Below are 25,432 nucleotides of genomic sequence, written 5' to 3' on the forward strand. Positions count from 1 at the left end.
CAGCAAAATCTGTGGGATATATTGTCCCCATAGGCTTTGTAAGCAACGAAACACTACTGTTTTCGTTGCTTTTTTGGCGTCTTTTATATTGAATAAACCAGAAAAGTTATTAAAAAGACAAACTACTGACTTTTCGGTTTTTTTAATTAAAAGTTCATCAAAAACACAGACTTTTTTAATCAAATCTAAAAAATAGAGGAGAAAACACTTGGCAGGACATGACGTAAAATACGGTAAACACCGTACAAGACGCAGTTTTTCACGTATTAAAGAAGTAATCGGTTTGCCAAACCTCATCGAAGTTCAAACATTAAGTTATAAAAACTTCCTCGATGAAGGTCTTGCAAATGTCTTCAAAGAAATGTTTCCAATCGACAACTTTGCGGGTACAATGGAACTCGAATTTGTTGGTTATGAAATGAAAACCCCAAAATACACTGTTGAAGAAGCTCGTGCACATGACGCAAACTATTCAGCACCTATCTATGTAACCTTCCGTCTTGTAAATAAAGAAACTGGTGAATTAAAAACACAAGAAGTCTTCTTTGGTGACTTCCCACTCATGACTGAAATGGGGACATTTATCAATAATGGTTCAGAACGTTTGATCGTCAGCCAGTTGGTACGTAGTCCAGGTTCATATTTCCACCTTAAAACGGATAAAAATGGTCTTGAAAGTTTTGGACATACCACAATTCCTAACCGTGGAGCTTGGTTTGAGTTGGATACAGATGCTAAAGGCATTGGTTATGTTCGTATTGACCGTACTCGTAAATTAACTTTCACAACAATGCTTCGTGCGCTTGGATTTGGTTCAGATGATGAAATCCTTGAATTGTTGGGTGAAACTCAACTTTTGACAGACACAATTGCAAAAGATGTTCATAAAAATCCGGCTGACACTCGTGTAGAAGAAGCCCTCAAAGACATCTATGACCGCTTGCGTCCAGGAGAACCAAAAACAGCAGACAGCTCACGTGGCTTACTTGTTGCGCGTTTCTTCGATCCAAAACGTTATGATTTTGCTCCTGTTGGACGTTATAAATTTAACAAAAAACTAGCTCTTAAAAACCGTTTGCTTGGTTTGACTTTGGCTGAACCAATTGTTGACCCAGAAACTGGCGAAATTCTTGTTAATACAGATACACTTGTGACTCGTGATGTGCTCGATTTAATCGAACCATTGCTTGATAATGGTCTTGGAAACTTCGTTGTTGAGCCTTCTGATGATGCAGTAATTCCAGAACCAATCACTTTGCAAAGTATTAAAGTTTATTCTCCTAAAGATTCAGAACGTGTTGTGACATTGCTCTCAAATGGTAATCCAGATTCAGAATGTCGTGTCTTGACACCAGCCGATGTTATTTCAAATATCAGCTACTGGCTTGGTCTTGCTGAAGGTATTGGTAAAGTGGACGATATTGACCACTTAGGTAACCGTCGTATTCGTTCAGTTGGGGAATTGCTTCAAAACCAAGTACGTATCGGACTTTCACGTATGGAACGTGTCATTCGTGAACGGATGTCATCTTCAGAAAACGAAAATATCACACCGCAAGGTTTGATTAACATTCGTCCTGTAACAGCTTCAATCAAAGAATTCTTTGGTTCATCACAGTTGTCACAATTTATGGACCAACATAATCCTTTGTCTGAGCTTTCACACAAACGTCGTTTCTCTGCCTTAGGACCTGGTGGTATCTCTCGTGACCGTGCTTCATATGAAGTGCGTGACGTTCACTACACTCACTATGGCCGTATGTGTCCTATTGAAACACCTGAAGGACCAAACATCGGTTTGATTAACAACTTGTCATCATATGCCAAAGTTAATGAATATGGTTTCATCATGTCACCATATCGTCGCGTTGACCGTGTGAATGGAATTGTTACTGACGAAGTTGAATATTTGACTGCCGATGAAGAAGATAACTACACTGTAGCCCAAGCGAACTCACCATTGACTGATGATAGTCGCTTTGCTAATGAAACAGTTATGGCTCGTCATACAGGTAACAATATTGAAGTTGAAGCTTCAACAGCTGACTATATGGACGTTTCACCTAAACAGGTTATCGCCGTCGCTGCTGCTTGTATTCCTTTCTTGGAAAACGATGACTCCAACCGTGCCCTCATGGGTGCCAACATGCAACGTCAAGCAGTTCCATTGATTGACCCACATGCACCTTGGATTGGTACTGGTATGGAACATCAAACCGCTCGTGACTCAGGAGCTGCACTTCTTGCTAAGCATGCAGGTGTCGTTGAATATGTTGACGGTAATGAAATCCGTGTTCGCCGTACATCTGGTGAACTTGATATTTACAATATTACAAAATATCGTCGTTCTAACTCAGGAACTTCTTATAATCAACGTCCATTGGCTCGTCTTGGCGAAAAAGTTGAAAAAAATGACATCATCGCTGACGGTCCATCTATGGAAAATGGAGAAATGGCCCTTGGTCAAAATCCACTTGTTGCTTATATGACTTGGGAAGGTTATAACTTCGAGGATGCGGTAATCATGTCAGAACGTTTGATTAAAGACGACGTTTATACATCAATTGCCATCGAAGAATATGAATCAGAAACACGCGATACAAAACTTGGCCCTGAAGAAATTACTCGTGAAATTCCAAACGTTGGGGATGAAGCACTCAAAAACCTTGATGAATCAGGAATTATCCGTATTGGTGCTGAAGTTAAAGATGGTGATTTGCTTGTTGGTAAAGTAACGCCTAAGGGTGAAACTGACCCAACACCAGAAGAACGTTTACTTCGTGCAATCTTCGGTGAAAAAGCTCGTGAAGTTCGTGATACTTCACTTCGTGTTCCTCACGGAGGTGGCGGTATTGTTCATGACGTTCGCGTATTTACCCGTGAAAATGGTGATGAATTACCATCAGGTGTGAATAAACTCGTTCGTGTCTTCATTGCTCAAAAACGTAAGATTCACGTTGGGGATAAAATGGCCGGTCGTCACGGTAACAAAGGGGTTGTTTCAAACATCGTTCCAATGGAAGATATGCCTTACTTACCAGACGGAACACCGATTGATATCATGTTGAACCCACTTGGGGTACCATCACGTATGAATATCGGACAAGTTATGGAGCTCCATTTAGGTATGGCTGCTCGTACACTTGGAATTCACATTGCAACTCCAGTGTTTGATGGAGCCTCTGATGAAGATATCTGGGATACTGTTAAAGAAGCTGGTATGGCTGCTGATGCGAAAACAGTTCTCTATGACGGACGTACTGGTGAACCATTTGATAACCGAATTTCAGTCGGTGTCATGTACATGATTAAACTTCACCACATGGTTGATGATAAACTCCATGCACGTTCAGTTGGTCCTTACTCACTCGTTACACAACAACCGCTCGGTGGTAAAGCACAGTTCGGTGGACAACGTTTCGGGGAAATGGAAGTTTGGGCGCTTGAAGCTTATGGTGCTGCCAATGTTCTTCAAGAAATCTTAACTTACAAATCAGATGACGTAATTGGACGTACGCGCGCCTATGAAGCTATTGTTAAGGGTGAACGTATTCCTAAACCAGGTCTTCCTGAATCATTCCGCGTATTGGTTAAAGAATTACAATCACTTGGTCTTGATATGAAAGTCCTTGATGCTGACCGTAATGTTCTTGACTTACGTGAATTGGATGAAGATGAAGTAATGACTCGTCCAGATAATACAGAAATTACTCCTGAAATGCTTGAAGCACAGGAAGCTATTGTTGCACAAGCAGAAGCTGAAGAAGAAGCTTTGATTAACGCTGATATTGAAAAATAAGATTTTGTAATTAATATTTTGAGATAGATTTACTGACAAAAATTCTGTCAGTAAATCTCTGATCTCAGAATCGTCTAGCGTTAAATTTATTAGAAGTGGAGAAAGAATTGGTTGATGTAAATAAATTTGAGAGTATGCGTATTGGTATCGCATCTCCACAAAAAATTCGTTACTGGTCATTCGGTGAAGTAAAAAAACCAGAAACAATTAACTATCGTACACAAAAACCTGAACGTGAAGGACTCTTTGACGAACGTATTTTCGGTCCTCAAAAAGACTGGGAATGTGCTTGTGGAAAACTTAAAGGTGTTTTCTATAAGAATCAAGTCTGTGAACTTTGTGGTGTTCAAGTAACAACTGCAAAATCACGTCGTGAACGTATGGGACATATTGAGCTTGCTGCTCCAATTTCACATATTTGGTATTTCAAGGGAATTCCATCACGTATGGGACTTGCTCTGGATATGAGCCCCCGTGCACTTGAAGAAGTAATTTACTTCGCAAGTTATGTGGTTATTGATCCAAAAGAAACTGATCTTGAGAAAAAACAACTCTTGACTGAGCGTGAATATCGTGAACAACTTTTGAAAAATGGTTTTGGTTCATTCGTTGCAAAAATGGGTGCTGAAGCAATTCAAGATTTGTTGAATGATGTTGATATTGACAAAGAAGTTGCTGAACTCAAAGAAGAACTCAAAACAGTGACTGGACAACGTCGTGTAAAAATTATTCGTCGTTTAGATGTTTTGTCAGCTTTCAGAAAATCAGGCAATGCTTTATCTTGGATGGTCTTAAACGTATTACCAGTTATTCCACCAGATTTGCGTCCAATGGTTCAATTAGATGGTGGACGTTTTGCCACATCTGACTTGAATGACTTGTATCGTCGTGTTATCAACCGTAATAACCGTTTGAAACGTTTGATGGAACTTAATGCTCCAAATATTATCGTCCAAAATGAAAAACGGATGCTCCAAGAAGCAGTTGATACATTGATTGACAATGGTCGTCGTGGTCGCCCAATCACTGGTGCTGGTAACCGTCCATTGAAATCTCTTTCACACATGTTGAAAGGGAAACAAGGACGTTTCCGTCAAAACTTGCTTGGTAAACGTGTTGACTATTCTGGACGTTCAGTTATCGCTGTCGGCCCAACACTTAAAATGTACCAATGTGGTGTTCCACGTGAAATGGCGATTGAGTTGTTCAAGCCATTCGTAATGGCTCAACTTGTTAAGAAAGAATTGGCTGCTAATATTCGTGCGGCTAAACGTAAAGTTGAACGTCAAGATTCTGATGTTTGGGATGTACTTGAAACGGTTGTTAAAGAACACCCTGTTCTTCTTAACCGCGCACCTACGCTTCACCGTTTGGGGATTCAAGCTTTTGAACCAGTCTTAATTGATGGTAAAGCCATCCGTCTTCACCCACTTGCTTGTGAAGCCTATAACGCCGACTTTGACGGTGACCAAATGGCCATTCACTTGCCATTGTCTGAAGAAGCACAAGCTGAAGCACGTCTTTTGATGCTTGCTGCTGAACATATCTTGAACCCTAAAGATGGTAAACCGGTTGTTACACCATCTCAAGATATGGTCCTTGGTAACTACTACCTTACAATGGAAGAAAAAGGTCGTGAAGGCGAAGGAATGATTTTTGCAACTCCTGAAGAAGTTGAAATCGCAATGCGTAACGGTTATGTACACTTGCATACACGTATTGGTATCGCGACAAAATCACTCAATAAACCTTGGACTGAAAATCAACAAGATAAAATCTTGGTAACCACTGTTGGTAAAGTTATTTTCAACTCAATCATTCCAGAAGGAATGCCTTACTTGAATGAACCAACTGATGTTAACTTGACAACTTCAACTGATGACCGCTTCTTTATGGATGCTGGTCAAAACATCAAAGAAGTTTTGGCTGGAATCGATACTGTTCGTCCATTCAAAAAAGGATATCTTGGAAATATTATCGCCGAAGTATTCAAACGTTACCGTACAACAGCTACATCTGAGTACCTTGACCGTTTGAAAGACCTTGGTTACCACCAATCTACTTTGGCTGGTTTGACTGTGGGTATCGCTGATATTCCTGTTGTTGAAGATAAACATGAAATCATTGATGCTGCGCATAAACGCGTAGAACAAATCACTAAACAATTCCGTCGTGGTTTGATTACTGATGATGAACGTTATAATGCCGTTACTGGTGTTTGGCGTGATGCAAAAGAGTCTCTTGAAAAACGATTGATTGAAGAACAAGATTTGACAAACCCAATCGTTATGATGATGGACTCTGGAGCCCGTGGTAATATTTCCAACTTCTCTCAACTTGCTGGTATGCGTGGATTGATGGCTGCTCCTAATGGTAAAATCATGGAATTGCCTATCATCTCTAACTTCCGTGAAGGACTTTCTGTCTTGGAAATGTTCTTCTCAACTCACGGTGCCCGTAAAGGGATGACCGATACGGCCCTTAAGACAGCCGACTCAGGTTACCTCACTCGTCGTTTGGTTGACGTTGCCCAAGATGTTATCATTCGTGAAGACGATTGTGGTACTGACCGTGGACTTGTGATTGCTGATATTGCAACTGGTAAAGAAATGGTTGAACCACTCTTTGAACGTTTGGTTGGTCGTTATACTCGTAAATCAGTCCTTCATCCAGAAACTGGTGAAATGATTATTGGCGATGATACTTTGATTTCTGAAGATATTGCTCGTAAAATCATTGAAGCTGGCGTTAAAGAAGTAACAATCCGTTCAGTATTTACATGTAAAACACCACATGGTGTATGTAAACATTGTTATGGTATCAACTTGGCAACAGGTGATGCTGTTGAAGTTGGTGAAGCTGTTGGTACAATCGCCGCTCAATCTATCGGTGAACCTGGTACTCAGTTGACAATGCGTACATTCCACACGGGTGGTGTTGCGTCAAGTTCAGATATTACTCAAGGTTTGCCTCGTGTCCAAGAAATCTTTGAAGCACGTAACCCTAAAGGGGAAGCAATCATCACTGAAGTAACTGGTACAGTTGAATCAATCGTTGAAGATGGCGCAACTCGTACTCGTGAAATTACTGTCAAAGGTAAAACAGATACACGTAGCTACACAGTAGGTATGGCAGATGTCTTGATGGTTGAAGAAGGCGAATTTATCCACCGTGGTGCGCCTTTGATTCAAGGTTCTATTGAACCTAAACATTTGCTTCAAGTTCGTGATGCTTTGTCAGTGGAAACTTACTTGCTCGGTGAAGTTCAAAAAACTTACCGTTCACAAGGGGTTGAAATTGGTGACAAGCACATCGAGGTAATGGTTCGCCAAATGCTTCGTAAAGTTCGTATCATGGACAATGGTTCAACTGATGTGCTTCCAGGTACTTTGATGGACATTTCTGATTTTGAAGCTTTGAATGAAACTGCACTCTTGAATGGTGAAATGCCTGCAACTGGTCGTCCAGTCTTGATGGGTATTACTAAAGCCTCTCTTGAAACAAATTCATTCTTGTCAGCTGCATCATTCCAAGAAACAACTCGTGTGCTTACAGATGCCGCAATTCGTGGTAAAGAAGACCACTTGCTTGGTTTGAAAGAAAATGTTATTATCGGTAAGATTATTCCTGCTGGTACAGGTATGTTCCGTTACCGTAACATCGAACCTTTAGCTGATTTGACAAATGCTCCAGAAGTAAAAGAAGTTGAAACAGAAACTGTGGAAAACTAATTTTAAATCTAGAAAATAAATAAAAATTACTGACATAAATTCTGTCAGTAATTTTTTTATCCACCGATTTGATATTTTTTTGTTTGTGTTGAGCTGTCAGTAACTTTTTTTATTAAATTTACTGACAAAATCATTAAAAACATAAAATCTCTGTCATTTTTGGTAAAATAATTCTATGACTTATTATCTCCTTGCAAATCCCAATTCTGGTGCAGGTAAAGGTGCACGAACATTGGAGATTCTGATTCCATATTTGGAAAAAAATAATTATAATTATCGACTTTTTAAAACTAATGCTCCTGGTGAAGAAGGAGATTTAGTAAAACAAATATTAGAACTTAAAGTGGCTGAAGACCATTTAGTGATTATAGGCGGTGATGGGACCATTTCACTTGTTATAAATGAACTTCCAGAAGAAGAAGCATTTTCGTATATTCCATCAGGTTCAGGTAATGATTTTGCTAGAAGCTTGAACTTAATTCTTGACCCAATTGAATCTTTTGAGGCTGCTCGCAGTGGAATGAATCATGAAATTTTTATTATGAATTATCAATCTAAAGGATTGAATGGCTATGCTTTAAATAATATTGGGATTGGATTAGATGCGGCGATAGTACAAGCTTCCAATGAAGGAAAACTTAAGCAATTTCTAAATAAATTAAAGCTAGGGAGTTTTTCTTATATTTTGACCGCTTTACATGTTTTAATCACTAAAAAAGCATTTCCAGCTTTGATTGAGATAGAAAATCAGCAAATATCTTTAGAAAAAACTTTCCTGATGACTTTTACCAAACATCCATATTTTGGAGGAGGGGTAAAAATTTCCCCAGAAGCTTCCAACCAAAATGCAGATATTCATTTGGTAGAATACAGTAAGCATTCTTTATTTCGAACTTTTTCCTTGATTCCGAGTGTTCTTCGTGGAACTCATTTAAAACATCCTTTATTTCTCCATCGTGTTAATCCAGACTTTTCCGTAGAACTAGCAGAAAGTCAATCCGTACAAATTGATGGAGAAATTCATCATTTAGCTGCCGCTGACAGACTTTCCATCAGTACTGAAAAACGAATGATTATTTACTGACAGAATAAAAACTCCGTAATTGGAGTTTTTATTTATTTAAAATTAATTTTTATACAAAAATGATTGTATTTTTATACTTTTTATATTATAATTATGCTATTGTTTTTTTATAAAAATAGAAATTATAAAAGAGAAGAGAGAAAATATGAATTTTGATTTTTTACCGAAATATTTACCCTACTTTAATGATGGAATGATTGTAACGATATTTATTTCAGCTTTTGTGGTCTTAATTGGAACGCTTTTAGGGATTGTCACAGCATTGGCAAAAATTTCTAAGATTGCTCCATTACGCTGGCTAGCCAATATCTACATTGAAATTTTTCGTGGGACACCTATGCTGGTTCAAATCATGCTTGGTTTTGGCCTAATGGGAAGTATTTCTTTACCTACTTTTCAAGTAGGAATTTTGCAACAAGATTTGGGACGTTTGATTCCCGGAATTATCGTGATTTCGTTGAATTCTGGTGCTTATATGGCGGAAATTGTTCGGGCGGGGATTGAAGCAGTACCTCTTGGTCAAAAAGAAGCGGCTTATTCTTTGGGGATTCGACCAAGACAAGCGATGACAACCGTTATCCTACCTCAAGCATTGCGAAATATTTTACCAGCCGTAGGAAATGAATTTGTAACGATAATTAAGGACAGCTCACTCCTTTATACGATTGGGGTTATGGAAGTTTTCAATGGCGCACAAACCGTGGCGAATTTGACTTATCAAACGATTAGTCCAATGATATTTGTTGCACTTTACTACTTTGTGGTCACTTTTGTTGTTAGTCGCTTGCTTGTTCTGTTTGAAAAGAAACTTGGGAAAGGATATGCGAAATAATGAATGAATATTTAATCGAAATTAAAAATTTGCATAAATATTTTGGGAAGAATGAAGTATTAAAAGGACTTGATATCCAAATAAAAAAAGGTGAAGTTGTTGTGATGATTGGACCATCAGGTTCTGGAAAATCAACTTTTTTAAGAACAATGAATTTATTAGAAAAACCAACTGATGGAGAAGTTTATTTTGAAGGAATTAATATTGCTGATAAATCTGTAGACGTCTTTAAACACCGCGAAAAAATGGGAATGGTTTTTCAGCAATTTAATCTTTTTCCAAATATGACAGTCCTTGAAAATCTTTGCTTGGCCCCAATAAAAACAGGGAAAATGACGAAAGATGAAGCTCTAAAGACTGCAGAAGATTTACTTCAAAGAGTTGGCTTATCAGATAAAGCAGAAGCCTATCCACAGTCTCTATCAGGCGGACAGCAACAAAGGGTAGCTATTGCTCGGGCTTTGGCTATGAATCCAGATGTAATGCTTTTTGATGAACCAACGTCGGCACTTGATCCGGAAATGGTTGGGGAGGTTCTGTCAGTAATGCAAGAACTTGCCAAAGAAGGGATGACGATGGTCGTTGTCACTCATGAAATGGGCTTTGCTAAAACAGTTGCTGACAGAGTATTATTTATGGCTGATGGAACAATTGTTGAGCAAGGCAAACCAGCTCAAATCTTTGAAAAGCCTAAAGAAAAACGGACCCAAGACTTTCTAGCTAAAGTCTTATAATAAAGGTTTCATATAGTTATATGGAATATCAAAAAACGGCATGAGTGCTGTTTTTTTTCTGGTCTGTGGTATAATACTATTAAGACTGGTAAAGTGATAGAAGATAAATTATAGAAAAGAGAAACAAAATGAAGTATGAGGATATAAATGAAAACACTATAAAAATCACCTTGTCTTTTGATGATTTGACAGACTATGATATCAAGTTATCTGACTTTTTTGGAAATCAAGAAGTCATTGAACAATTTTTCTATGAATTAGTTGATGAACTTGGCTTAGAAAATCGTTTTGGAAATGTAGGGATGTTAACTTTCCAAATTCAACCCTTCCCACAAGGCGTTCACATGATTGTTCATGAAGAAGCAATGTTGGGTGAAGGGGGAGAGATTCCAGATGATCCTGAAGAATTTGAAGAATTAATGACTGGTTTTTATAATAAATTAAATGAAATAGGGGCAGATATGGCGCGCGAGCGAGGAATTACTGATTTTAAACCTGGACTTGGTTTACCAGGGGCTAAAAAAGAAGAAGCCGAACATGAGCCAGACTTTATATACTACTCTATTCGTTATGATGACATGATGTCTGTCTTGACTGGAATAAAAAATGTGAAATTCGCAGATGAAGAGTCAGAATTTTACCGTTATGATGGTAATTTTTATCTTGTTGTTTTAGATAATCAAAAAGCAAAAGGTAAAATGCATGTTGAAAGCACACGTTCACGGATGATGGAATATGGTGAAGCGACAAAAATGAGTCGAGAATTTTTGCAGGAGTATGGTGAATGCCTAATCACAACGCGTGCTTTAGACGTTCTTAGAAAAATCTAAATATGGTTGATACATTAAAAGAAATCCCTTTTGCACTCAAGTTTTTAATGGTTATAATTATCACTTTTGGTATTTCAGTGATTTTAACCCCAGTTATGACTTTTGTGTCTAAGGTAATTGGCGCTGTGGATAAACCCAATGAGCGCCGCATCAATAAAAAACCGATGCCTTCAGCTGGAGGCTTGGTTATTTTCATTGCTTTTGCGGTTGCCACATTATTTATCCTTCCGCAAATCGTGCATGCCCAACCTCCAATCCATGCCCAACCTCCCGGAAACGGAAATGGTCACCCTCCCATTCAATTAGTTAGTTATTTGAGTTACATTTGGCCCTTTATTGTGGGTGGTGGAATTGTTGTTTTGACTGGTTTGGTTGATGATATAAAAGAAATATCACCTAAAATGAAACTCTTAGGTTTGACGATTGCTGCGAGTTTTATTTGGTTCTTTACCAATGCACGTTTTGATAATTTAAAAATTCCTTTTGGTGGCCCTTTATTAATTTTTCCGGGCTGGTTATCCTTTATCTTTACGGTATTTTGGATACTGGCTATTACGAATGCGATTAATTTAATTGATGGTTTAGACGGACTTGCCAGTGGGGTATCCATTATTTCACTGACGACAATGGGAATTGTCTCTTACTTTTTCCTACCAAGTCCAAATGTGTTCTTACCAATTACTATTTTCACGGTAGTAGCTGCAATCATGGGATTCTTTCCCTATAATTATCACCCAGCAATTATATATTTGGGAGATACAGGAGCTTTATTCCTTGGATTCATAATCTCGGTTGCCTCTTTACAAGGCTTGAAAAATGCGACTGCTGTAGCCGTTTTAACTCCCTTGTTAATTTTGGGAGTGCCGCTCACAGATACAATCATGGCTATGATTCGTCGGAAATTAAATCGACAATCTATAGCAACAGCTGATAAAAGGCACTTGCACCATCGGCTCATGGCACTTGGCTTTACACATCGTGGCGCTGTACTTGTAATTTATGGAATTGCCTCAATTTTTGCCTTTATCTCGATTCTCTTGCAATTTTCAAGTCGAATTGGTGGAATCTTACTAGTAATTGCATGTCTTTTTGGACTAGAAATCTTTATTGAACTTGTTGGAATTCTGGGTGAAAATCGTCAGCCAGTCTTGAAAGCTTTGAAATTCGTTGGAAATTCAGCTTATCGTGACGAAGTTCTTCACCCTGAACGGACTGACAAAAGAGATAATAAAGACCAAGAACAGTATTCAGTAGTAGATGAAGAAGTTGATGAACCGACACAAGAATTTCCAATTCAAAATTATCGAAGAAGTCGACATAAAAAATAAAAAACCTCTAATTTTATAGAGGTTTTTTGATATCTAAAAAAGCCAAATGTCATTTATTTTTTATATTGCGATTGATAAAAATAATATGAGCGAAAATAACAAATTTTATCAATTTTTTGTTAGAATAGAGACTATAAATGTCAAATACAATTGACAATTCAAAGGAGCGAAAAAATGGCTACACTTGAAATTAAAAATCTTCATGTGGCGATTGAAGATAAAGAGATTCTCAAAGGAGTCGACCTAGTCATCAATACCAATGAAATTCATGCAATTATGGGACCTAACGGAACTGGTAAATCGACTTTATCGGCAGCGATTATGGGGAACCCTAATTATACCGTCACTGAGGGAGAAGTTCTTTTTGATGGTCAAAATGTTTTAGAGATGGAAGTTGATGAAAGAGCTCGTTTAGGCCTATTTCTTGCAATGCAATATCCATCTGAAATTCCAGGAATCACTAACGCAGAATTTTTACGGGCAGCAATGAATGCCAAACGTGCTGAAGATGATAAAGTTTCTGTCATGGAATTCATCAAAAAATTGGATAAAAATATGGATGTCTTGAGCATGAAAGAAGAGATGGCGGAACGTTATCTCAATGAAGGATTTTCTGGTGGTGAAAAGAAACGAAATGAAATTCTACAACTTTTGATGTTAGAACCAACTTTTGCTATTCTTGATGAAATTGACTCAGGACTTGATATTGACGCTTTAAAAGTCGTTGCAAAAGGTGTTAATTCAATGCGTGGCGAGAAATTTGGTGCATTGATTATCACACATTACCAACGTTTGCTTGATTACATTACACCTGATGTTGTCCACATCATGATGGATGGTCGTGTGGTGAAAACCGGTGGTGCTGAATTGGCTAAACGTCTGGAAACTGAAGGATATGTCAATATTGCTGAAGAACTTGGACTAGAATATAAAGAAGAAGTTTAAGGAAAGGAGCTAGTAAGTCTATTTTTATCTACTGACAAAGCTGTCAGTAAGTTTAACTGTTCATCAATTTACTGACAGAATAATTTGTCAATAAATCGATAAGTTTACCTATAAAAATAAAAACTTGCTAATAATAATTATGAATCAAGACATCTTAAACTTTTCACAAATGCATGCTGAACCAGCTTGGTTGTCAGATTTACGCCAAAAAGCGGCGCTTGAATTTGAAAATTTAGAATTACCAAATATTGAACGAGTTAAAATCAACCGTTGGGGCTTAGACCATTTAACAATTTCTGAAAATGAAGAAATTGGCTCTGTTCCCACTTTTACAGAAATCCCAAATCATCCCTTGCTTGTTCAAGTTGGAAGCCAAACGGTTATGGAACAAATGACGAAAACGCTGGCTGAACAAGGGGTAATTTTTACAGATTTCAATTCGGCTTTGACAGAAATTCCAGAATTAGTTGAAGAAAACTTTGGAGCTGTCGTTCCCTTTAATGAAAGTCGTTTAACAGCAGCAAATGCTGCAACTTTTAATTCTGGTTTGGTTCTCTACGTTCCAGATGGTGTGGAAGTTCTTGAACCCATTGAATCAATTTTGATGCAAGAGGGTTCATCAGAAGTTCCCTTTAATAAACGAATTTTGCTTATTGTAGGAAAAAATGCGAAAGTTGATTATCTCGAGCGCTTGGAAACAAGTGGGGAGCAAACAGCCAAAGCAACAGCAAATCTAGTTGTTGAAGTGATTGCAAAAGCAGGGGCGCAAGTCAAATTTGCAGCCATTGACCGTTTAGGAAAAAATGTCACAGCATCAGTTATTCGTCGCGGTTTGATTGGGGATAATGCAACAGTTGACTGGTCAGTTGGAGTCATGAATGACGGAAATGTTGTGGCTGACTTTGACAGTGACCTTAAAGGGAATGGTTCTCATTCACAAATTAAAGTGGTGGGAATTTCAACAGGTCATCAAACGCAAGGAATTGACACAAGAGTGACTAACTTTGGTCTAAATTCTGTTGGTCATATCTTGCAAAATGGTGTTATTCTTGATAAAGGAACTTTGACCTTTAATGCCATTGGTCATATTATCAAAGGCGCTAAAAATGCGGATGCCCAACAATCTTCTCATGTTTTAATGCTTTCTGATAAAGGACGAGGAGATGCAAATCCAATTCTCTTGATTGACGAAAATGAAGTAACCGCAGGTCACGCAGCTTCTGTTGGGCAGGTTGATGAAGAAGATTTATTTTATCTTCAATCTCGTGGACTTGATGAAGAAACAGCTAAACGACTTGTTATTCGTGGATTCCTTGGCTCAGTCGTCAGTGAAATTCCTGTCAAATCAGTCCAAGCAGAATTTATTGAAACTATTGAAAGAAAGCTGGGCATGTAATGCTTAAAGGCATCAAAAATGAATTTCCAGTTCTGAATCAAATTGTTAATGATGAACCTTTGGTTTATTTGGATAATGCAGCAACCACTCAAAAACCTTTGAGCGTTTTGTCAGCGATAAAGGATTATTATGAAAATGATAACGCCAATGTCCATCGTGGGGTTCATACATTAGCAGAGCGAGCGACTGAAAAATATGAAGCAGCGCGTGAAAAAGTCCGTCAGTTCATCAATGCTAAATCAACAAAAGAAGTTTTGTTTACTAGAGGAACAACGACTTCAATCAACTGGGTTGCTCAATTTGCTGGGCAAATCTTAAAAGCAGGTGATGAGATTGTCATTTCCATTATGGAACATCATTCTAACATCGTTCCTTGGCAAGAAGTAGCTAAGAAAACAGGGGCAATCTTAAAATTTGTTTATCTCAAAGAGGGCGAATTGGATATGGAAGATTTGCGGCAAAAAGTCACAGCGCAAACGAAATTCGTGTCAATTGCCCATGTCTCTAATGTCTTAGGGACAATTAATCCAGTAGAAGAAATTACCAAAATTGCTCATGAACACGGCGCCTACCTGGTGGTTGATGGGGCACAATCTACGCCACATATGGCGATTGACCTTCAAAAAATGGATGTCGATTTCTTTGCTTTCTCAGGTCATAAAATGATGGGACCCACAGGAATCGGTGTTCTTTATGGCAAAGAAGAATTACTTAATCAATTTGAACCCGTAGAATTCGGTGGGGAAATGATTGATTTTGTTTATGAAAGTCATTCAACCTGGACAGAACTTCCTTGGAAATTTGAAGCAGGAACACCAAATATAGCGGGTGCTATTGCTTTAGGAGCAGCCATTGATTACATTCAGACACTTGGAATTGACCAAATTCATCAACATGAAGCCGAATTGATAGATTATGTGATGCCAAAACTTCAAAATATTGAAGGCTTAACAATTTATGGACCCAAAGATAACAAAAAACGTAGTGGAGTTATTGCTTTTAATATTGAAGGCCTTCATCCGCATGATGTCGCTACGGCATTGGATATGGAAGGGGTAGCAGTCAGAGCTGGTCATCACTGTGCTCAACCATTATTGAATTATCTTGGTACTCCGGCAACGGCTAGAGCAAGCTTTTATATCTATAATACCAAAGCAGACTGTGATAAATGGGTTGAGGCACTTCAAAAAACAAAGGAGTTTTTCAAACTTGATTAATATGCTTAATTGGGTCGCCTCCCTCCCACTTTGGTTGGCAACCACTTTCTTATTCGTTGTTGTTTTCTTTAGAGCTCAATGTACCTTTTGGCTAGGAAAATTGAGTTACCATGGAATATTAAAAACAAAGTGGGGCAAAAAGCTTGAAAAAAATTCAGAAACCTCCTCTGGAATTATAGCCATTCAACGGATTGGTTGGCCAATTATTCCCCTCTCTTTTTTAACGGTTGGTTTTCAAACTGCTGTTCAATTTGGAGCGGGTTTAACAAACTGGTCTTGGTTTAGATATACGCTTGCTGCGTTACCAGGTTATCTAGCATGGGGCTTCATTTATGCTATTGGAGGACTCAGCCTTTTTCGCTCACTTGTTCAAGGATCGGTTGGCTTACTTATACTATTTGTTATCATTATTTTAGCGGTAGTGATTGCAGCGAATCTTGTCCTTCGATATATTCGTAAAAATGGGATAAAGACCGATGACTAAATGAGCAAAAAGTTACTGACAGAAAATTTATTGACTAATAATAATTCTGTCAGTACTTATGAATAGATTTCAATTTTTTTCAAAAAATAAATCAAAACAATATATAAAAATTAGAAAAAAGAAAGTGTGAAAGCGTGGCTTTATCTAAATTAGATAATCTATATCGTGCAGTCATTCTCGACCATTCATCAAATCCGCGTCATGCTGGAGAATTACATACAGGTTGTATGATTGATCTTAATAATCCAACTTGTGGAGATGTCATTCGACTGACTGTTGAATTTGAAGGAGATGTGATTTCAAACATTGCCTTTAGCGGTCATGGTTGCACAATTTCAACAGCTTCAGCCTCAATGATGACAGTGGCAGTTCTTGGAAAAACCAAAGAAGAAGCCAAAGAGTTGGCAACTGTTTTTTCATCAATGGTGACCGGTGAAACTGACGAACGTCAAGAAGCACTTGGAGATGCTCAATTTCTTGCGGGTGTCAGTAAATTTCCAGCTCGGGTAAAATGTTCAACTCTAGCTTGGAATGCTCTAAAAAAAGCCATTGATTTTGGTGAAGCACAAGAAACAGTAATTCATGGTGAGTAGCTAAAAGTTACTGACAGATTTTTTATCAGTAAATTAAAGACTTGTCAGCTAGGCTGAAAAGTCTGTCAATAATAAAATGCCAAAGAGGAAGAAAAATGACAGAAAATAGTACACAAGAAGTCGTCAAAGACCTCGAAGAATATAAATTTGGATTTCATGATAATGCAGAACTTGAATTTACAACCGGTTTAGGCTTGACCGAGGAAGTCATTCGTGAAATTTCTGAGACTAAAAACGAGCCTGAATGGATGTTAGAATTTCGTCTGAAATCTTTTGAAACTTTTAAAAAGCTAGATATGCCAAAATGGGGACCAGATTTATCTGGTATTGATTTCAATGACATCGTTTATTATCAAAAGGCGTCAGCAAAATCGGCTCGCTCTTGGGAGGATGTTCCCCAAGAGATCAAAGATACTTTTGAAAAAATTGGTATTCCAGAAGCTGAACGTTCATACTTGGCAGGAGCCTCAGCCCAATATGAATCAGAAGTTGTTTATCATAATATGAAAGATGAATTTGAAAAATTAGGAATTATTTTCACTGACACTGATTCAGGCTTACGTGATTATCCAGAAATTTTCAAAAAATATTTCAGCAAACTTGTTCCGCCAACTGACAACAAATTAGCAGCTTTAAATTCTGCTGTCTGGTCTGGAGGTTCATTTGTCTACGTTCCTAAAGGAGTCAAATGTGAGATTCCTATTCAAGCTTATTTCCGTATTAATAACGAAAAATCAGGACAGTTTGAGCGGACATTGATTATTGTTGAAGAAGGAGCCTCTATTCAATACGTTGAAGGATGTACTGCCCCAACTTATTCAGCGAGCTCACTTCATGCGGCAGTCGTTGAAATTTTTGTTGAAGAGGGTGGCTACATGCGCTACTCTACCATTCAAAACTGGTCAGATAATGTTTATAACTTAGTGACTAAACGTGCGGCTGCAGAAAAAAATGCAACCGTTGAATGGATTGATGGGAATCTTGGTTCAAAAGTATCCATGAAATATCCTGCTGTGCATTTAAATGGGCCAGGAGCGCGTGGAACAATGCTTTCAATCGCTTTTGCTGGAGCAAATCAAAATCAAGATACAGGTGCTAAAATGATTCATAATGCACCAAATACTTCAAGCTCAATTATTTCAAAATCAATTGCCAAAAATGGTGGAGCAGTCAATTATCGCGGGCAAGTTACTTTTGGGAAAAATTCTAAAAAATCAGCTTCTCATATTGAATGTGACACAATTTTGATGGACGATTTATCAAAATCAGATACCGTTCCATTCAATGAAATTCACAATTCACAAGTTGCCTTAGAGCATGAAGCGAAAGTTTCAAAAATTTCTGAAGAACAACTTTATTACTTGATGAGTCGTGGTTTGACAGAAAAAGAAGCTACAGATATGATTGTCATGGGATTCATTGAACCATTTACCAAGGAATTACCAATGGAATATGCTGTTGAATTAAATCGTTTGATTTCTTATTCAATGGAAGGTTCTATTGGGTAAAATAGAAAAAGTCTTTAAAATATCATTTATCTATAATCAAAAAGGTTCAGCAATTTAATTGTTGAACCTTTTTGATTATACAAAGTTATAAAAATCATTATTTTATACCTGAAAACTCATTTATTTTTCAATAATTCGCTTAATAATTGTCTCCGCAGGTTCAATTTTATTAATATAAGCAGATGAGGTTCCGGCCATGAATGCTCCATTTAATAAGTCACCTTGTTCAACTGCAGATTTTAATGATTGGTTTGAGGAGGTTTCTGAAGGTTTTTTTAAGAGTCTCGCTAGATGACCTTTTTTGTTTGAAATTAGAATCGTTTCATTTTTTTCAGACTGACAAATCAGCTTTTGATAGGTTGAAGAAATCTGACACTCTTTGGCAAGCAGAAAGGCTGTACCAACTTGCGCACCACTAGCACCTAAATTTTTTGCAGAGGAAAAACTATGATAATCATGTATTCCTCCCGCAGCTATAAGGGGAAGAGGACAAAGAGAAGTGATTTCCTCAAGGAGTGAGGAGAGATTTTGCGTTCCTACATGGCCACCAGCCTCGGTCCCTTCAGCGATAATCCCAGTTACTGGAAGTTCTAACATTTTTTTGGCAATTTTCAAACTAGGAACAACTGGAAATAGTTTGATATGGTTAGCCACAATGGTATCAATGTATTTTTTAGGACTACCAGCTCCGGTCGTGACGACTGATATTTTTTCATCATAGATGACTTGTAAGAGCTGATCAATATTTTTATCAAGCAGCATTAGATTAACGCCAAAGGGAGAAGAAGTGAGTCTTTTAGTTTGATGAATCATTTCCTGTAATTCACTTGCTGTTCGGCCACCACTACCGATAATTCCTAAAGCTCCGTTATTGGATACAGCAGCTACTAACTCGACATTAGTCGCCCAAGCCATTCCTCCTTGAAAAAGTGGATATTTTATCCCAAGTTGATGATACCAAGTCATGTTTATATTCTTTCTATCAAAGTTTATGAAATACAGGCTCTGACCAATAACCAATTTCAGAGCCGTTCACTGAAAAAATTTTCCCAGTTTCTGGTCTGTCTATCAAGTCATTGATAATAAAATGAGCCACCTCAGAACTTGAGCCCAACTGCCATTCTTTTGGTAATTCCTGCCCGTAATGTTCTTCTAACTTTTCTAAGATTGGAAGTGTCATATCGGTCTTTGCTGCTGGAGAGACACAGTTTACTCGGAGATTAAGCTTTTTTAATTCTTGGGCCAGCGTTTTAGTTAAAGCAATCACTCCTGCTTTTGCTGCCGAATAGTTTGTTTGACCAAAATTTCCAAAAAGAGCAGATTTTGATGTCATCATAATGAGCTGACCGCCTGGATTAAGCTTATTAATCAGAGCATGGGTGACATTAAACACACCTGTTAAGTTTGTAGAAATAACATCATCCCAAGCCTTTGTTGTCATTTTAAAAAAGGTGCTGTCAGCAGTAATTCCAGCATTATTAATTAGAATATCAATCTCTGTTATTAATTGAGAAGCTGTTTGAATGCTGAGGCGATTAGAAACATCTAATTCAATGGCTTGAATTTCTGCGTTTGGAAAGTCTTTTTTTAGTGTATCAGATCTCTTTTTTAAGGCCAACGGATCGCGTCCAGTCAAGATGACTTTATGCTTTTTTCGGATTGCTTCTTGAGCCAGTGCCCAACCTATTCCTCTTGTCGCGCCTGTAATCAAAATTGTTTGTTTTTTCATTTGTTCCACACTCCTTTAAGAATCATTTTTTGATTAGCGTCATTAATTTGAAAAGTTTTTTGATTAAAATCAAAACATAAAATTTCTTGTAAGACTGCGGGTGAAAAAAAAGTTACTTTCAAATATGTTAGCTGTTCCTGATAGGTTTTCTGATACATTTTTTCTAAAAGATATAAAAGCAAATTGCCAGGAAGAATTGGTTGTTCTAAAGAGTGCAAAGGATTAGTATCATAACTTATTTCGAGATAATTTACCAAATCCCTTTCATTTATTTGTTTGTATATTTTCATTCCACGAATCCTCGGATAATAATGTTAATTTAATTTCTGTCAGTAGTTTTTGGTTCTTTGTCAGCTGTAAACTCAAATCCACAATATATTTTTGAAAATGACTTGTGGTTCGTTGACTTACTAGATAAAGTTCAATCTTATCAAAAGTAAAATCAGAGGAGGCAAAGTGGCTAATCTCTTCTGACAATAACCAATTTTGTCCATTTTTTAGATTGTCAGGAAGATTTTCAAGAAGCTGCCAAACTTGAGGAAGTCTACTGACAAAAAAAGGATTTTCAAAAAGTATCTGATATTTTTCTTTGTTTTTTATTTTAGAATGCTTAGAAATAATTGTCTGAGTCAGTAAAATCATTCGCGAAACCACCGATTTCCGAGCAGAATGGAAATTCCCATCCCACCAGCAATACATAAAGTTGCAATACCAAGGCAGGGCTTCTCTAGCTTATTGATGCGATTTAATAATCGAGAAATTAAAATTCCACCGGTTGCACCATAGGGATGACCAAAAGCTAGTGCCCCGCCGTAAGAGTTCAATTTTCTGTCATCAAGCCTAAAATGATTTCGGAATAAGAGGGCTTGACTGGCAAATGCTTCATTCAATTCTATTGCCTCAATCTCAGCAACTTTAAGATTGAATTTTTCAAGAAGTTTTTCAGTTGATTTTATTGGCGCTAGCAGAAAATCTGTGGGAGCAAGAGCAATCGTTGCTTGTCCAAGATAATAGCCTTGAAAATCAAATGGCTTATCTGAATTAGCTAGAATAAGAGAAGAAGCACCGTCATTTATAGGACAGCTGTTTCCGGCAGTAGTTCGACCATTTTCAGTAAAGGCAGGTGATAATTTAGCCAGGGCTTCAAGTGATGAATGAGGACGAACGGTTTGGTCTCGGATTATGCTTGAATTCTTGCCCAGATATGGGAGAACTTCACTCATCAATGATTTATTTTTGATGGCTTGATTAGCTTTTTGATGACTATTGAGAGCATAGAGGTCTTGAGACTCACGAGAAATATTATATTTACGGGCAGTAATATCTGCAATAATTCCCATATCAAGATCTTCATAAGGTTCAGGAGCCATTTTAAACCGTTTGATTGGCAATTGACTCTTAGCATCAATAGTGATATTTGATTGTGAAGTGTTTTCTACCCCACCTGTACAAATTATGGAGGCCTCACCCGACTGGATATAGTTTGCGGCTGTAATCAATGCTGTTAATCCCGAACCGCACTGATGATCAATTGTGAAAGCAGGGACCTCAGTTGAAAATCCAGCTTTTAAAGCGCAACGTCTGGCCAAATTTCCACCCTGATTTGTTACATTTCCCAATATGACATAATCAATCTCAGATTTTTTGAGAAATGAATTTTTTTTAAATTGTTGTTCAATAAGATTCTGATACAAACTTTCAGGGGAAATATTTTTATAAAAACCATTTATTTTACCAATTGGTAAACGATTTGCGGCAATTATTCCTACAGAGTTATTAAAAGTCATGATAGATTCCTTTAAAGTAGTTTTGTTCTAATTCTTTTCTGGATAGTTTTTGATTTGAAGTTAGCGAGAGTGTTTCGGCTTCTAAATAAATTTGTGGACGTTTATATTTTGGAAGTTCTTGATTTAGTCTTTCTTTCACTAGTTCTTTTTCTAGTGGTTTTACAACTAAGAGCGCAATTTTCTGACCATATTTTTGATCGGATATTCCAAAGGCTGCACATTCTTGACATAAATCTTTTACAAATTGCTCAATTTCTTCTGGAAAAATTTTATTAGCCCCGTGTTCAATAATGTCAGCACGTCTACCAAATAAATAGAGAGTGTCATTTTTAATAGTTCCTAAATCGTCAGTCGTCCATGACTGAGGGCTAACTTGATTGAGATATCCAGAAAATAAATAAGGACTTTTGACAATGATGCTATGATTATCGTCAAATTCAACTTGTGCATGCGGGAAAAGTTTTCCGACAGCCGCTGTTTTTTTCCCATTTTCAACAAATTGCCAAGAAATAAAGCTTGTTTCGGAGCTCCCGTAAAATTCAATCATCTTTGTTAAGGGAAGTTGATTTTTTATTTTATCAATCGTTTCTGGGCTTAAAGTTCCTCCGCTTAAAAATAAAGTATTGAGAGAAGATAAAACACTGAGTTCATTAAAAATATTCAAAAGATAGGTTGGAACAGTAAATAAAGCCCAACTTTTTTTAATTTTGCCGAATTGTGATGGACTAGTAATGGGGAGGAAGCTTTTACCAAGATATAAGGAGCAAACCAAACTATGAAGTCCCAAAGAGGTAGTCATAGGGCTGGTAGTTGCCAGACTTTCAATTTTTTTGAGTTGAAATAAGTCATTAATTGTTTCAAAGCCTGATTTCCAAGAAAGCCAGTCTCGTAAGTAGATTTTAGGCTGACCGGTTGTACCAGAAGTGGCAGCTAAAAAGAAGGTGTTATCGGGAAGAGCGTGATTATCAATATTTGTTTTGGGAGTAAAAGAATCTATCACAAGGGGATAATTTCCACTTTCAATAATTGCTAAAAATTCGGTAGTAAAATTTATGATGTTTTCATTTTTTACAATCAAAATTTTTTTAAAAGAATTTTTATATTTTTGAGCACTTTTCTTAATCATAGTTCCAAGTTGCTGATAAGTATAGCTATCTGGTCCGATAATTAAAGCTGTTTTATCAGCATAAAGAGAAACTAAATGTGAGAAATTAAATTGATTGTTGTGTTCCATTGCTGGTTTCCTTGTTCAATAAGCTTATAATTTTAAAAACAGTTAACCAAAATTTGATTATAGGGTTACTATTTGATATGATACCAGTATAATAAAAAAATCTTTTATTGTAAAATATAAAATTAGGAGTAACAACATGACTAACAATCAGAAAGTCAAAACATTAACTTATTCAGCCTTTATGACTGCTTTTATTATTATCTTGGGATTTTTACCAGGAATTCCAATTGGTTTTATTCCAGTGCCAATCATTCTTCAGAATATGGGGATAATGATGGCAGGGGGGCTTCTTGGCCCTAAATATGGTACAATTTCGGTAGGTGCTTTTCTTGCTTTAGCTTTAATTGGTTTACCTGTTCTGACAGGAGGGAATGGTGGTGCGGCTAGTTTTTTAGGGCCTTCAGGTGGTTATCGAATAGCCTGGCTCTTTACCCCATTTTTAATTGGCTTTTTCCTAAAGAAACTAAAAATTACGACTTCCCAAAATTGGTTTGGAGAGTTAATAATTGTTTTATTATTTGGGGTTATTTTTGTGGATTTTGTTGGAGCAATCTGGCTATCTTTTCAATCTAATATTCCACTATTAACTTCTTTAATTTCTAACTTAGTTTTTATTCCAGGAGACTGTATCAAAGCCATTTTAACGGTCGTCATCGTTCGACGCCTTAGAAAGCAAGGAGGTTTTGAACTTTATTTTAGAAAGTGATAGTTATGCAAACAACAAAACAATTTGTCTTGTTAGAACTTCTTCGGCAAAAAGGAAATTGGGTTTCAGGAGATGAATTAGCAGAAGAGCTAAATATTAGTCGTGAGAGCATTTGGAAAGCAATCAATACTTTAAAACGTAAAGGAAATCAGATTGTCAGCCGAAAAAATTTAGGATATAAATATATTGGAAATGAATCATTAGACGAAGATACGATAAATTTTTATAGTGGAATGAAATTTGAAAATGATATTTTCGTTTTTGATGAAGTGACTTCTACACAGGAAGTGGCAAAACAATATTTGACGACTCATGAGGTCAAACAGCCGCTTGTTTTTGTTGCGAATAATCAATCTCAAGGACATGGGAGGCGCGGTCGAAAATTTTATTCGCCAAGTGATACTGGACTATATTTTAGTCTTATTTTACCTAATCCCAGCCATGATATTTTGAAAATAGGTTTATTGACTACAAGTGCTGCTGTTTCCGTGGTCAAAGTACTTGAAAAATTTTATGAGGATAAAAACTTTAAGTTAAAGTGGGTTAATGATATTTATCTAGATACTTATAAAGTGGGAGGTATTATCACAGAAGCGGCTTTAGATTTAGAATCGAGTTCTGCTAGCAATTTTATTATGGGAATTGGCTTAAATTTGGCAACTAAGGAATTTCCAGATGAGTTATTAGGAAAAGTGAAAGGAATTAATCCCGATATAAATATAGACCGGAATCAATTGATTGCAGAAATGGCTCAGGAAGTAATTGCTAATTTTTCAAATTATACTCACCCAGACTTGATTGAAGAATATCGCAAACGCTCTTTATTAGTCGGAAAAGAGGTTACTTTGAAATTAGGAACGAGCTCTGTCAAAGGAGAAGTACAAGGAATTGCTGATGACGGAAGTTTAGTACTCAAAGGGGATACAGGAAAGCTACAATCTTTCACGAGTGGTGAGGTTATAAAAGTTGATTGGTAAGAGAAGCAGGAGAGATACCGATGGAAAAAATTTGGGGAAAAGTGGTAGATGATGAGGGAAGGTGCAGTCATTATCATCAAGAAAATGATATTGTTGCATTAAAATGTTCTGGCTGTGAAAAATATTTTTCGTGTTATGAATGTCATGACGAACTAGAAAATCATCAATTTATGGCTACTGAAAAAGAAGATTTTCCAGTCCTTTGTGGTCATTGTAAAACAAAGCTGAATTTTAATGATTATTCACAAGGTTATTGTATCAATTGTAAAGCTGTCTTTAATCCAAATTGTCATCGCCATTGGAAAATTTATTTTAAATCATAAATTCTTTTTTTCATAAAATTTATCAAAGCTCAAGTTATTCTTGAAGTTTTAATAAATTTTAAATTAATAACAAAGAATATAGGCCGATAAAATGAAGTCTAAACAAAATGTATAATCTAGATTTTTGCTCATCGTTCCATTTAAAAAAATGATATAATGTGCAAAACCGTTATATATAAAATACTTTTTAACTTA

22 protein-coding genes are annotated in these 25,432 nt (G+C 37.0%); 16 read left to right on the plus strand and 6 right to left on the minus strand.

Going from position 1 to position 25,432, the window contains the following annotated elements; all coding sequences use genetic code 11:
- The first annotated feature begins 208 nt into the window (after positions 1-208).
- From rpoB to sufB, 13 genes are all read left to right on the plus strand, one after another.
- A complete protein-coding gene (rpoB, locus tag RSC39_RS05660; protein WP_063282135.1) occupies positions 209-3,799 on the plus strand; it encodes a DNA-directed RNA polymerase subunit beta in 3,591 nt (1,196 codons plus the stop codon).
- Positions 3,800-3,906: 107 nt separating this feature from the next.
- Positions 3,907-7,530, plus strand: a complete 3,624-nt coding sequence (gene rpoC, locus RSC39_RS05665; protein ID WP_021037774.1) for a DNA-directed RNA polymerase subunit beta' — start codon at positions 3,907-3,909, stop codon at positions 7,528-7,530.
- Positions 7,531-7,705: 175 nt separating this feature from the next.
- A complete protein-coding gene (locus tag RSC39_RS05670) occupies positions 7,706-8,614 on the plus strand; it encodes a diacylglycerol kinase family protein (RefSeq protein WP_332535730.1) in 909 nt (302 codons plus the stop codon).
- 145 nt (positions 8,615-8,759) lie between these two features.
- Complete coding sequence (locus RSC39_RS05675; RefSeq protein WP_011835715.1) at positions 8,760-9,446, plus strand: amino acid ABC transporter permease; 687 nt, start codon at positions 8,760-8,762, stop codon at positions 9,444-9,446.
- On the plus strand, positions 9,446-10,180 hold the full coding sequence (locus RSC39_RS05680) for an amino acid ABC transporter ATP-binding protein (protein WP_011676803.1): 735 nt from the start codon (positions 9,446-9,448) through the stop codon (positions 10,178-10,180). The genes RSC39_RS05675 and RSC39_RS05680 overlap by 1 nt, the downstream gene beginning before the upstream one ends.
- Positions 10,181-10,308: 128 nt before the next feature.
- Positions 10,309-11,010, plus strand: a complete 702-nt coding sequence (locus RSC39_RS05685) for an adaptor protein MecA (protein WP_011676802.1) — start codon at positions 10,309-10,311, stop codon at positions 11,008-11,010.
- 2 nt (positions 11,011-11,012) lie between these two features.
- Positions 11,013-12,338, plus strand: a complete 1,326-nt coding sequence (locus RSC39_RS05690) for an MraY family glycosyltransferase (protein WP_332535733.1) — start codon at positions 11,013-11,015, stop codon at positions 12,336-12,338.
- Between the two features lie 174 nt (positions 12,339-12,512).
- The gene (gene sufC / locus RSC39_RS05695; RefSeq protein WP_063282139.1) at positions 12,513-13,283 is read left to right on the plus strand and encodes a Fe-S cluster assembly ATPase SufC; all 771 of its coding nucleotides are present in this window, start codon (positions 12,513-12,515) and stop codon (positions 13,281-13,283) included.
- Between the two features lie 136 nt (positions 13,284-13,419).
- On the plus strand, positions 13,420-14,679 hold the full coding sequence (sufD, locus tag RSC39_RS05700; protein ID WP_332535774.1) for a Fe-S cluster assembly protein SufD: 1,260 nt from the start codon (positions 13,420-13,422) through the stop codon (positions 14,677-14,679).
- The gene (locus RSC39_RS05705; protein WP_332535737.1) at positions 14,679-15,896 is read left to right on the plus strand and encodes a cysteine desulfurase; all 1,218 of its coding nucleotides are present in this window, start codon (positions 14,679-14,681) and stop codon (positions 15,894-15,896) included. Before sufD ends, RSC39_RS05705 begins: the two co-directional genes overlap by 1 nt.
- Position 15,897: 1 nt before the next feature.
- Positions 15,898-16,380 (plus strand): hypothetical protein, encoded by a 483-nt coding sequence (locus RSC39_RS05710; RefSeq protein WP_011835709.1) that lies wholly within the window; start codon positions 15,898-15,900, stop codon positions 16,378-16,380.
- Between the two features lie 134 nt (positions 16,381-16,514).
- A complete protein-coding gene (locus tag RSC39_RS05715) occupies positions 16,515-16,973 on the plus strand; it encodes a Fe-S cluster assembly sulfur transfer protein SufU (RefSeq protein ID WP_063282142.1) in 459 nt (152 codons plus the stop codon).
- Positions 16,974-17,068: 95 nt separating this feature from the next.
- Positions 17,069-18,481: a Fe-S cluster assembly protein SufB gene (gene sufB, locus RSC39_RS05720; protein WP_063282143.1), complete on the plus strand. Its 1,413-nt coding sequence runs from the start codon at positions 17,069-17,071 to the stop codon at positions 18,479-18,481.
- A gap of 120 nt (positions 18,482-18,601) precedes the next feature.
- On the opposite strand, the gene RSC39_RS05725 is transcribed toward sufB, so the two are convergent.
- From RSC39_RS05725 to RSC39_RS05750, 6 genes are read right to left on the minus strand one after another with little or no spacing between them, the layout of a single operon-like run.
- Positions 18,602-19,447, minus strand: a complete 846-nt coding sequence (locus RSC39_RS05725; protein ID WP_332535739.1) for a nitronate monooxygenase — start codon at positions 19,445-19,447, stop codon at positions 18,602-18,604.
- 16 nt (positions 19,448-19,463) lie between these two features.
- Positions 19,464-20,210: an SDR family NAD(P)-dependent oxidoreductase gene (locus RSC39_RS05730; RefSeq protein ID WP_332535741.1), complete on the minus strand. Its 747-nt coding sequence runs from the start codon at positions 20,208-20,210 to the stop codon at positions 19,464-19,466.
- Positions 20,207-20,500, minus strand: a complete 294-nt coding sequence (locus RSC39_RS05735; protein ID WP_332535743.1) for a hypothetical protein — start codon at positions 20,498-20,500, stop codon at positions 20,207-20,209. The genes RSC39_RS05730 and RSC39_RS05735 overlap by 4 nt, the downstream gene beginning before the upstream one ends.
- Positions 20,475-20,909 carry a hypothetical protein gene (locus RSC39_RS05740; protein WP_332535745.1) on the minus strand — a complete coding sequence of 145 codons (435 nt, stop codon included), beginning with the start codon at positions 20,907-20,909 and terminating at the stop codon, positions 20,475-20,477. The genes RSC39_RS05735 and RSC39_RS05740 overlap by 26 nt, the downstream gene beginning before the upstream one ends.
- Positions 20,849-21,997, minus strand: a complete 1,149-nt coding sequence (locus RSC39_RS05745; RefSeq protein WP_332535747.1) for an acetyl-CoA C-acyltransferase — start codon at positions 21,995-21,997, stop codon at positions 20,849-20,851. The genes RSC39_RS05740 and RSC39_RS05745 overlap by 61 nt, the downstream gene beginning before the upstream one ends.
- On the minus strand, positions 21,987-23,231 hold the full coding sequence (locus RSC39_RS05750; RefSeq protein ID WP_332535749.1) for an AMP-binding protein: 1,245 nt from the start codon (positions 23,229-23,231) through the stop codon (positions 21,987-21,989). The genes RSC39_RS05745 and RSC39_RS05750 overlap by 11 nt, the downstream gene beginning before the upstream one ends.
- Before the next feature lie 136 nt (positions 23,232-23,367).
- Here RSC39_RS05750 and RSC39_RS05755 point away from each other — a divergent pair, with 136 nt between their 5' ends.
- Genes RSC39_RS05755 through RSC39_RS05765 form a run of 3 tightly spaced genes read left to right on the plus strand, consistent with a single transcriptional unit; the run spans position 23,368 to position 25,237 of the window.
- The gene (locus tag RSC39_RS05755) at positions 23,368-23,937 is read left to right on the plus strand and encodes a biotin transporter BioY (protein ID WP_011835704.1); all 570 of its coding nucleotides are present in this window, start codon (positions 23,368-23,370) and stop codon (positions 23,935-23,937) included.
- A 5-nt stretch (positions 23,938-23,942) separates the two neighbouring features.
- A complete protein-coding gene (locus tag RSC39_RS05760; RefSeq protein ID WP_332535751.1) occupies positions 23,943-24,914 on the plus strand; it encodes a biotin--[acetyl-CoA-carboxylase] ligase in 972 nt (323 codons plus the stop codon).
- Between the two features lie 20 nt (positions 24,915-24,934).
- The gene (locus RSC39_RS05765; protein ID WP_063282172.1) at positions 24,935-25,237 is read left to right on the plus strand and encodes a CHY zinc finger protein; all 303 of its coding nucleotides are present in this window, start codon (positions 24,935-24,937) and stop codon (positions 25,235-25,237) included.
- Positions 25,238-25,432: the final 195 nt, after the last annotated feature.

It is taken from the genome of Lactococcus sp. (genome assembly GCF_036648155.1).
Lineage (GTDB): Bacteria > Bacillota > Bacilli > Lactobacillales > Streptococcaceae > Lactococcus > Lactococcus cremoris.

Excerpts from the sequence above, each read along its gene's own strand:
- RSC39_RS05730 (WP_332535741.1), bottom strand. The coding sequence starts at position 20,210 with ATGAAAAAACAAACAATTTTGATTACAGGCGCGACAAGAGGAATAGGT.
- RSC39_RS05750 (WP_332535749.1), bottom strand. The coding sequence starts at position 23,231 with ATGGAACACAACAATCAATTTAATTTCTCACATTTAGTTTCTCTTTAT.
- RSC39_RS05745 (WP_332535747.1), bottom strand. The coding sequence starts at position 21,997 with ATGACTTTTAATAACTCTGTAGGAATAATTGCCGCAAATCGTTTACCA.
- RSC39_RS05685 (WP_011676802.1), top strand. The coding sequence starts at position 10,309 with ATGAAGTATGAGGATATAAATGAAAACACTATAAAAATCACCTTGTCT.
- RSC39_RS05735 (WP_332535743.1), bottom strand. The coding sequence starts at position 20,500 with ATGAAAATATACAAACAAATAAATGAAAGGGATTTGGTAAATTATCTC.
- RSC39_RS05675 (WP_011835715.1), top strand. The coding sequence starts at position 8,760 with ATGAATTTTGATTTTTTACCGAAATATTTACCCTACTTTAATGATGGA.
- RSC39_RS05680 (WP_011676803.1), top strand. The coding sequence starts at position 9,446 with ATGAATGAATATTTAATCGAAATTAAAAATTTGCATAAATATTTTGGG.
- sufC (WP_063282139.1), top strand. The coding sequence starts at position 12,513 with ATGGCTACACTTGAAATTAAAAATCTTCATGTGGCGATTGAAGATAAA.
- RSC39_RS05725 (WP_332535739.1), bottom strand. The coding sequence starts at position 19,447 with ATGACTTGGTATCATCAACTTGGGATAAAATATCCACTTTTTCAAGGA.
- RSC39_RS05690 (WP_332535733.1), top strand. The coding sequence starts at position 11,013 with ATGGTTGATACATTAAAAGAAATCCCTTTTGCACTCAAGTTTTTAATG.
- sufB (WP_063282143.1), top strand. The coding sequence starts at position 17,069 with ATGACAGAAAATAGTACACAAGAAGTCGTCAAAGACCTCGAAGAATAT.
- RSC39_RS05740 (WP_332535745.1), bottom strand. The coding sequence starts at position 20,909 with ATGTATTGCTGGTGGGATGGGAATTTCCATTCTGCTCGGAAATCGGTG.
- RSC39_RS05765 (WP_063282172.1), top strand. The coding sequence starts at position 24,935 with ATGGAAAAAATTTGGGGAAAAGTGGTAGATGATGAGGGAAGGTGCAGT.
- RSC39_RS05760 (WP_332535751.1), top strand. The coding sequence starts at position 23,943 with ATGCAAACAACAAAACAATTTGTCTTGTTAGAACTTCTTCGGCAAAAA.
- RSC39_RS05755 (WP_011835704.1), top strand. The coding sequence starts at position 23,368 with ATGACTAACAATCAGAAAGTCAAAACATTAACTTATTCAGCCTTTATG.
- RSC39_RS05670 (WP_332535730.1), top strand. The coding sequence starts at position 7,706 with ATGACTTATTATCTCCTTGCAAATCCCAATTCTGGTGCAGGTAAAGGT.
- RSC39_RS05710 (WP_011835709.1), top strand. The coding sequence starts at position 15,898 with ATGCTTAATTGGGTCGCCTCCCTCCCACTTTGGTTGGCAACCACTTTC.
- RSC39_RS05705 (WP_332535737.1), top strand. The coding sequence starts at position 14,679 with ATGCTTAAAGGCATCAAAAATGAATTTCCAGTTCTGAATCAAATTGTT.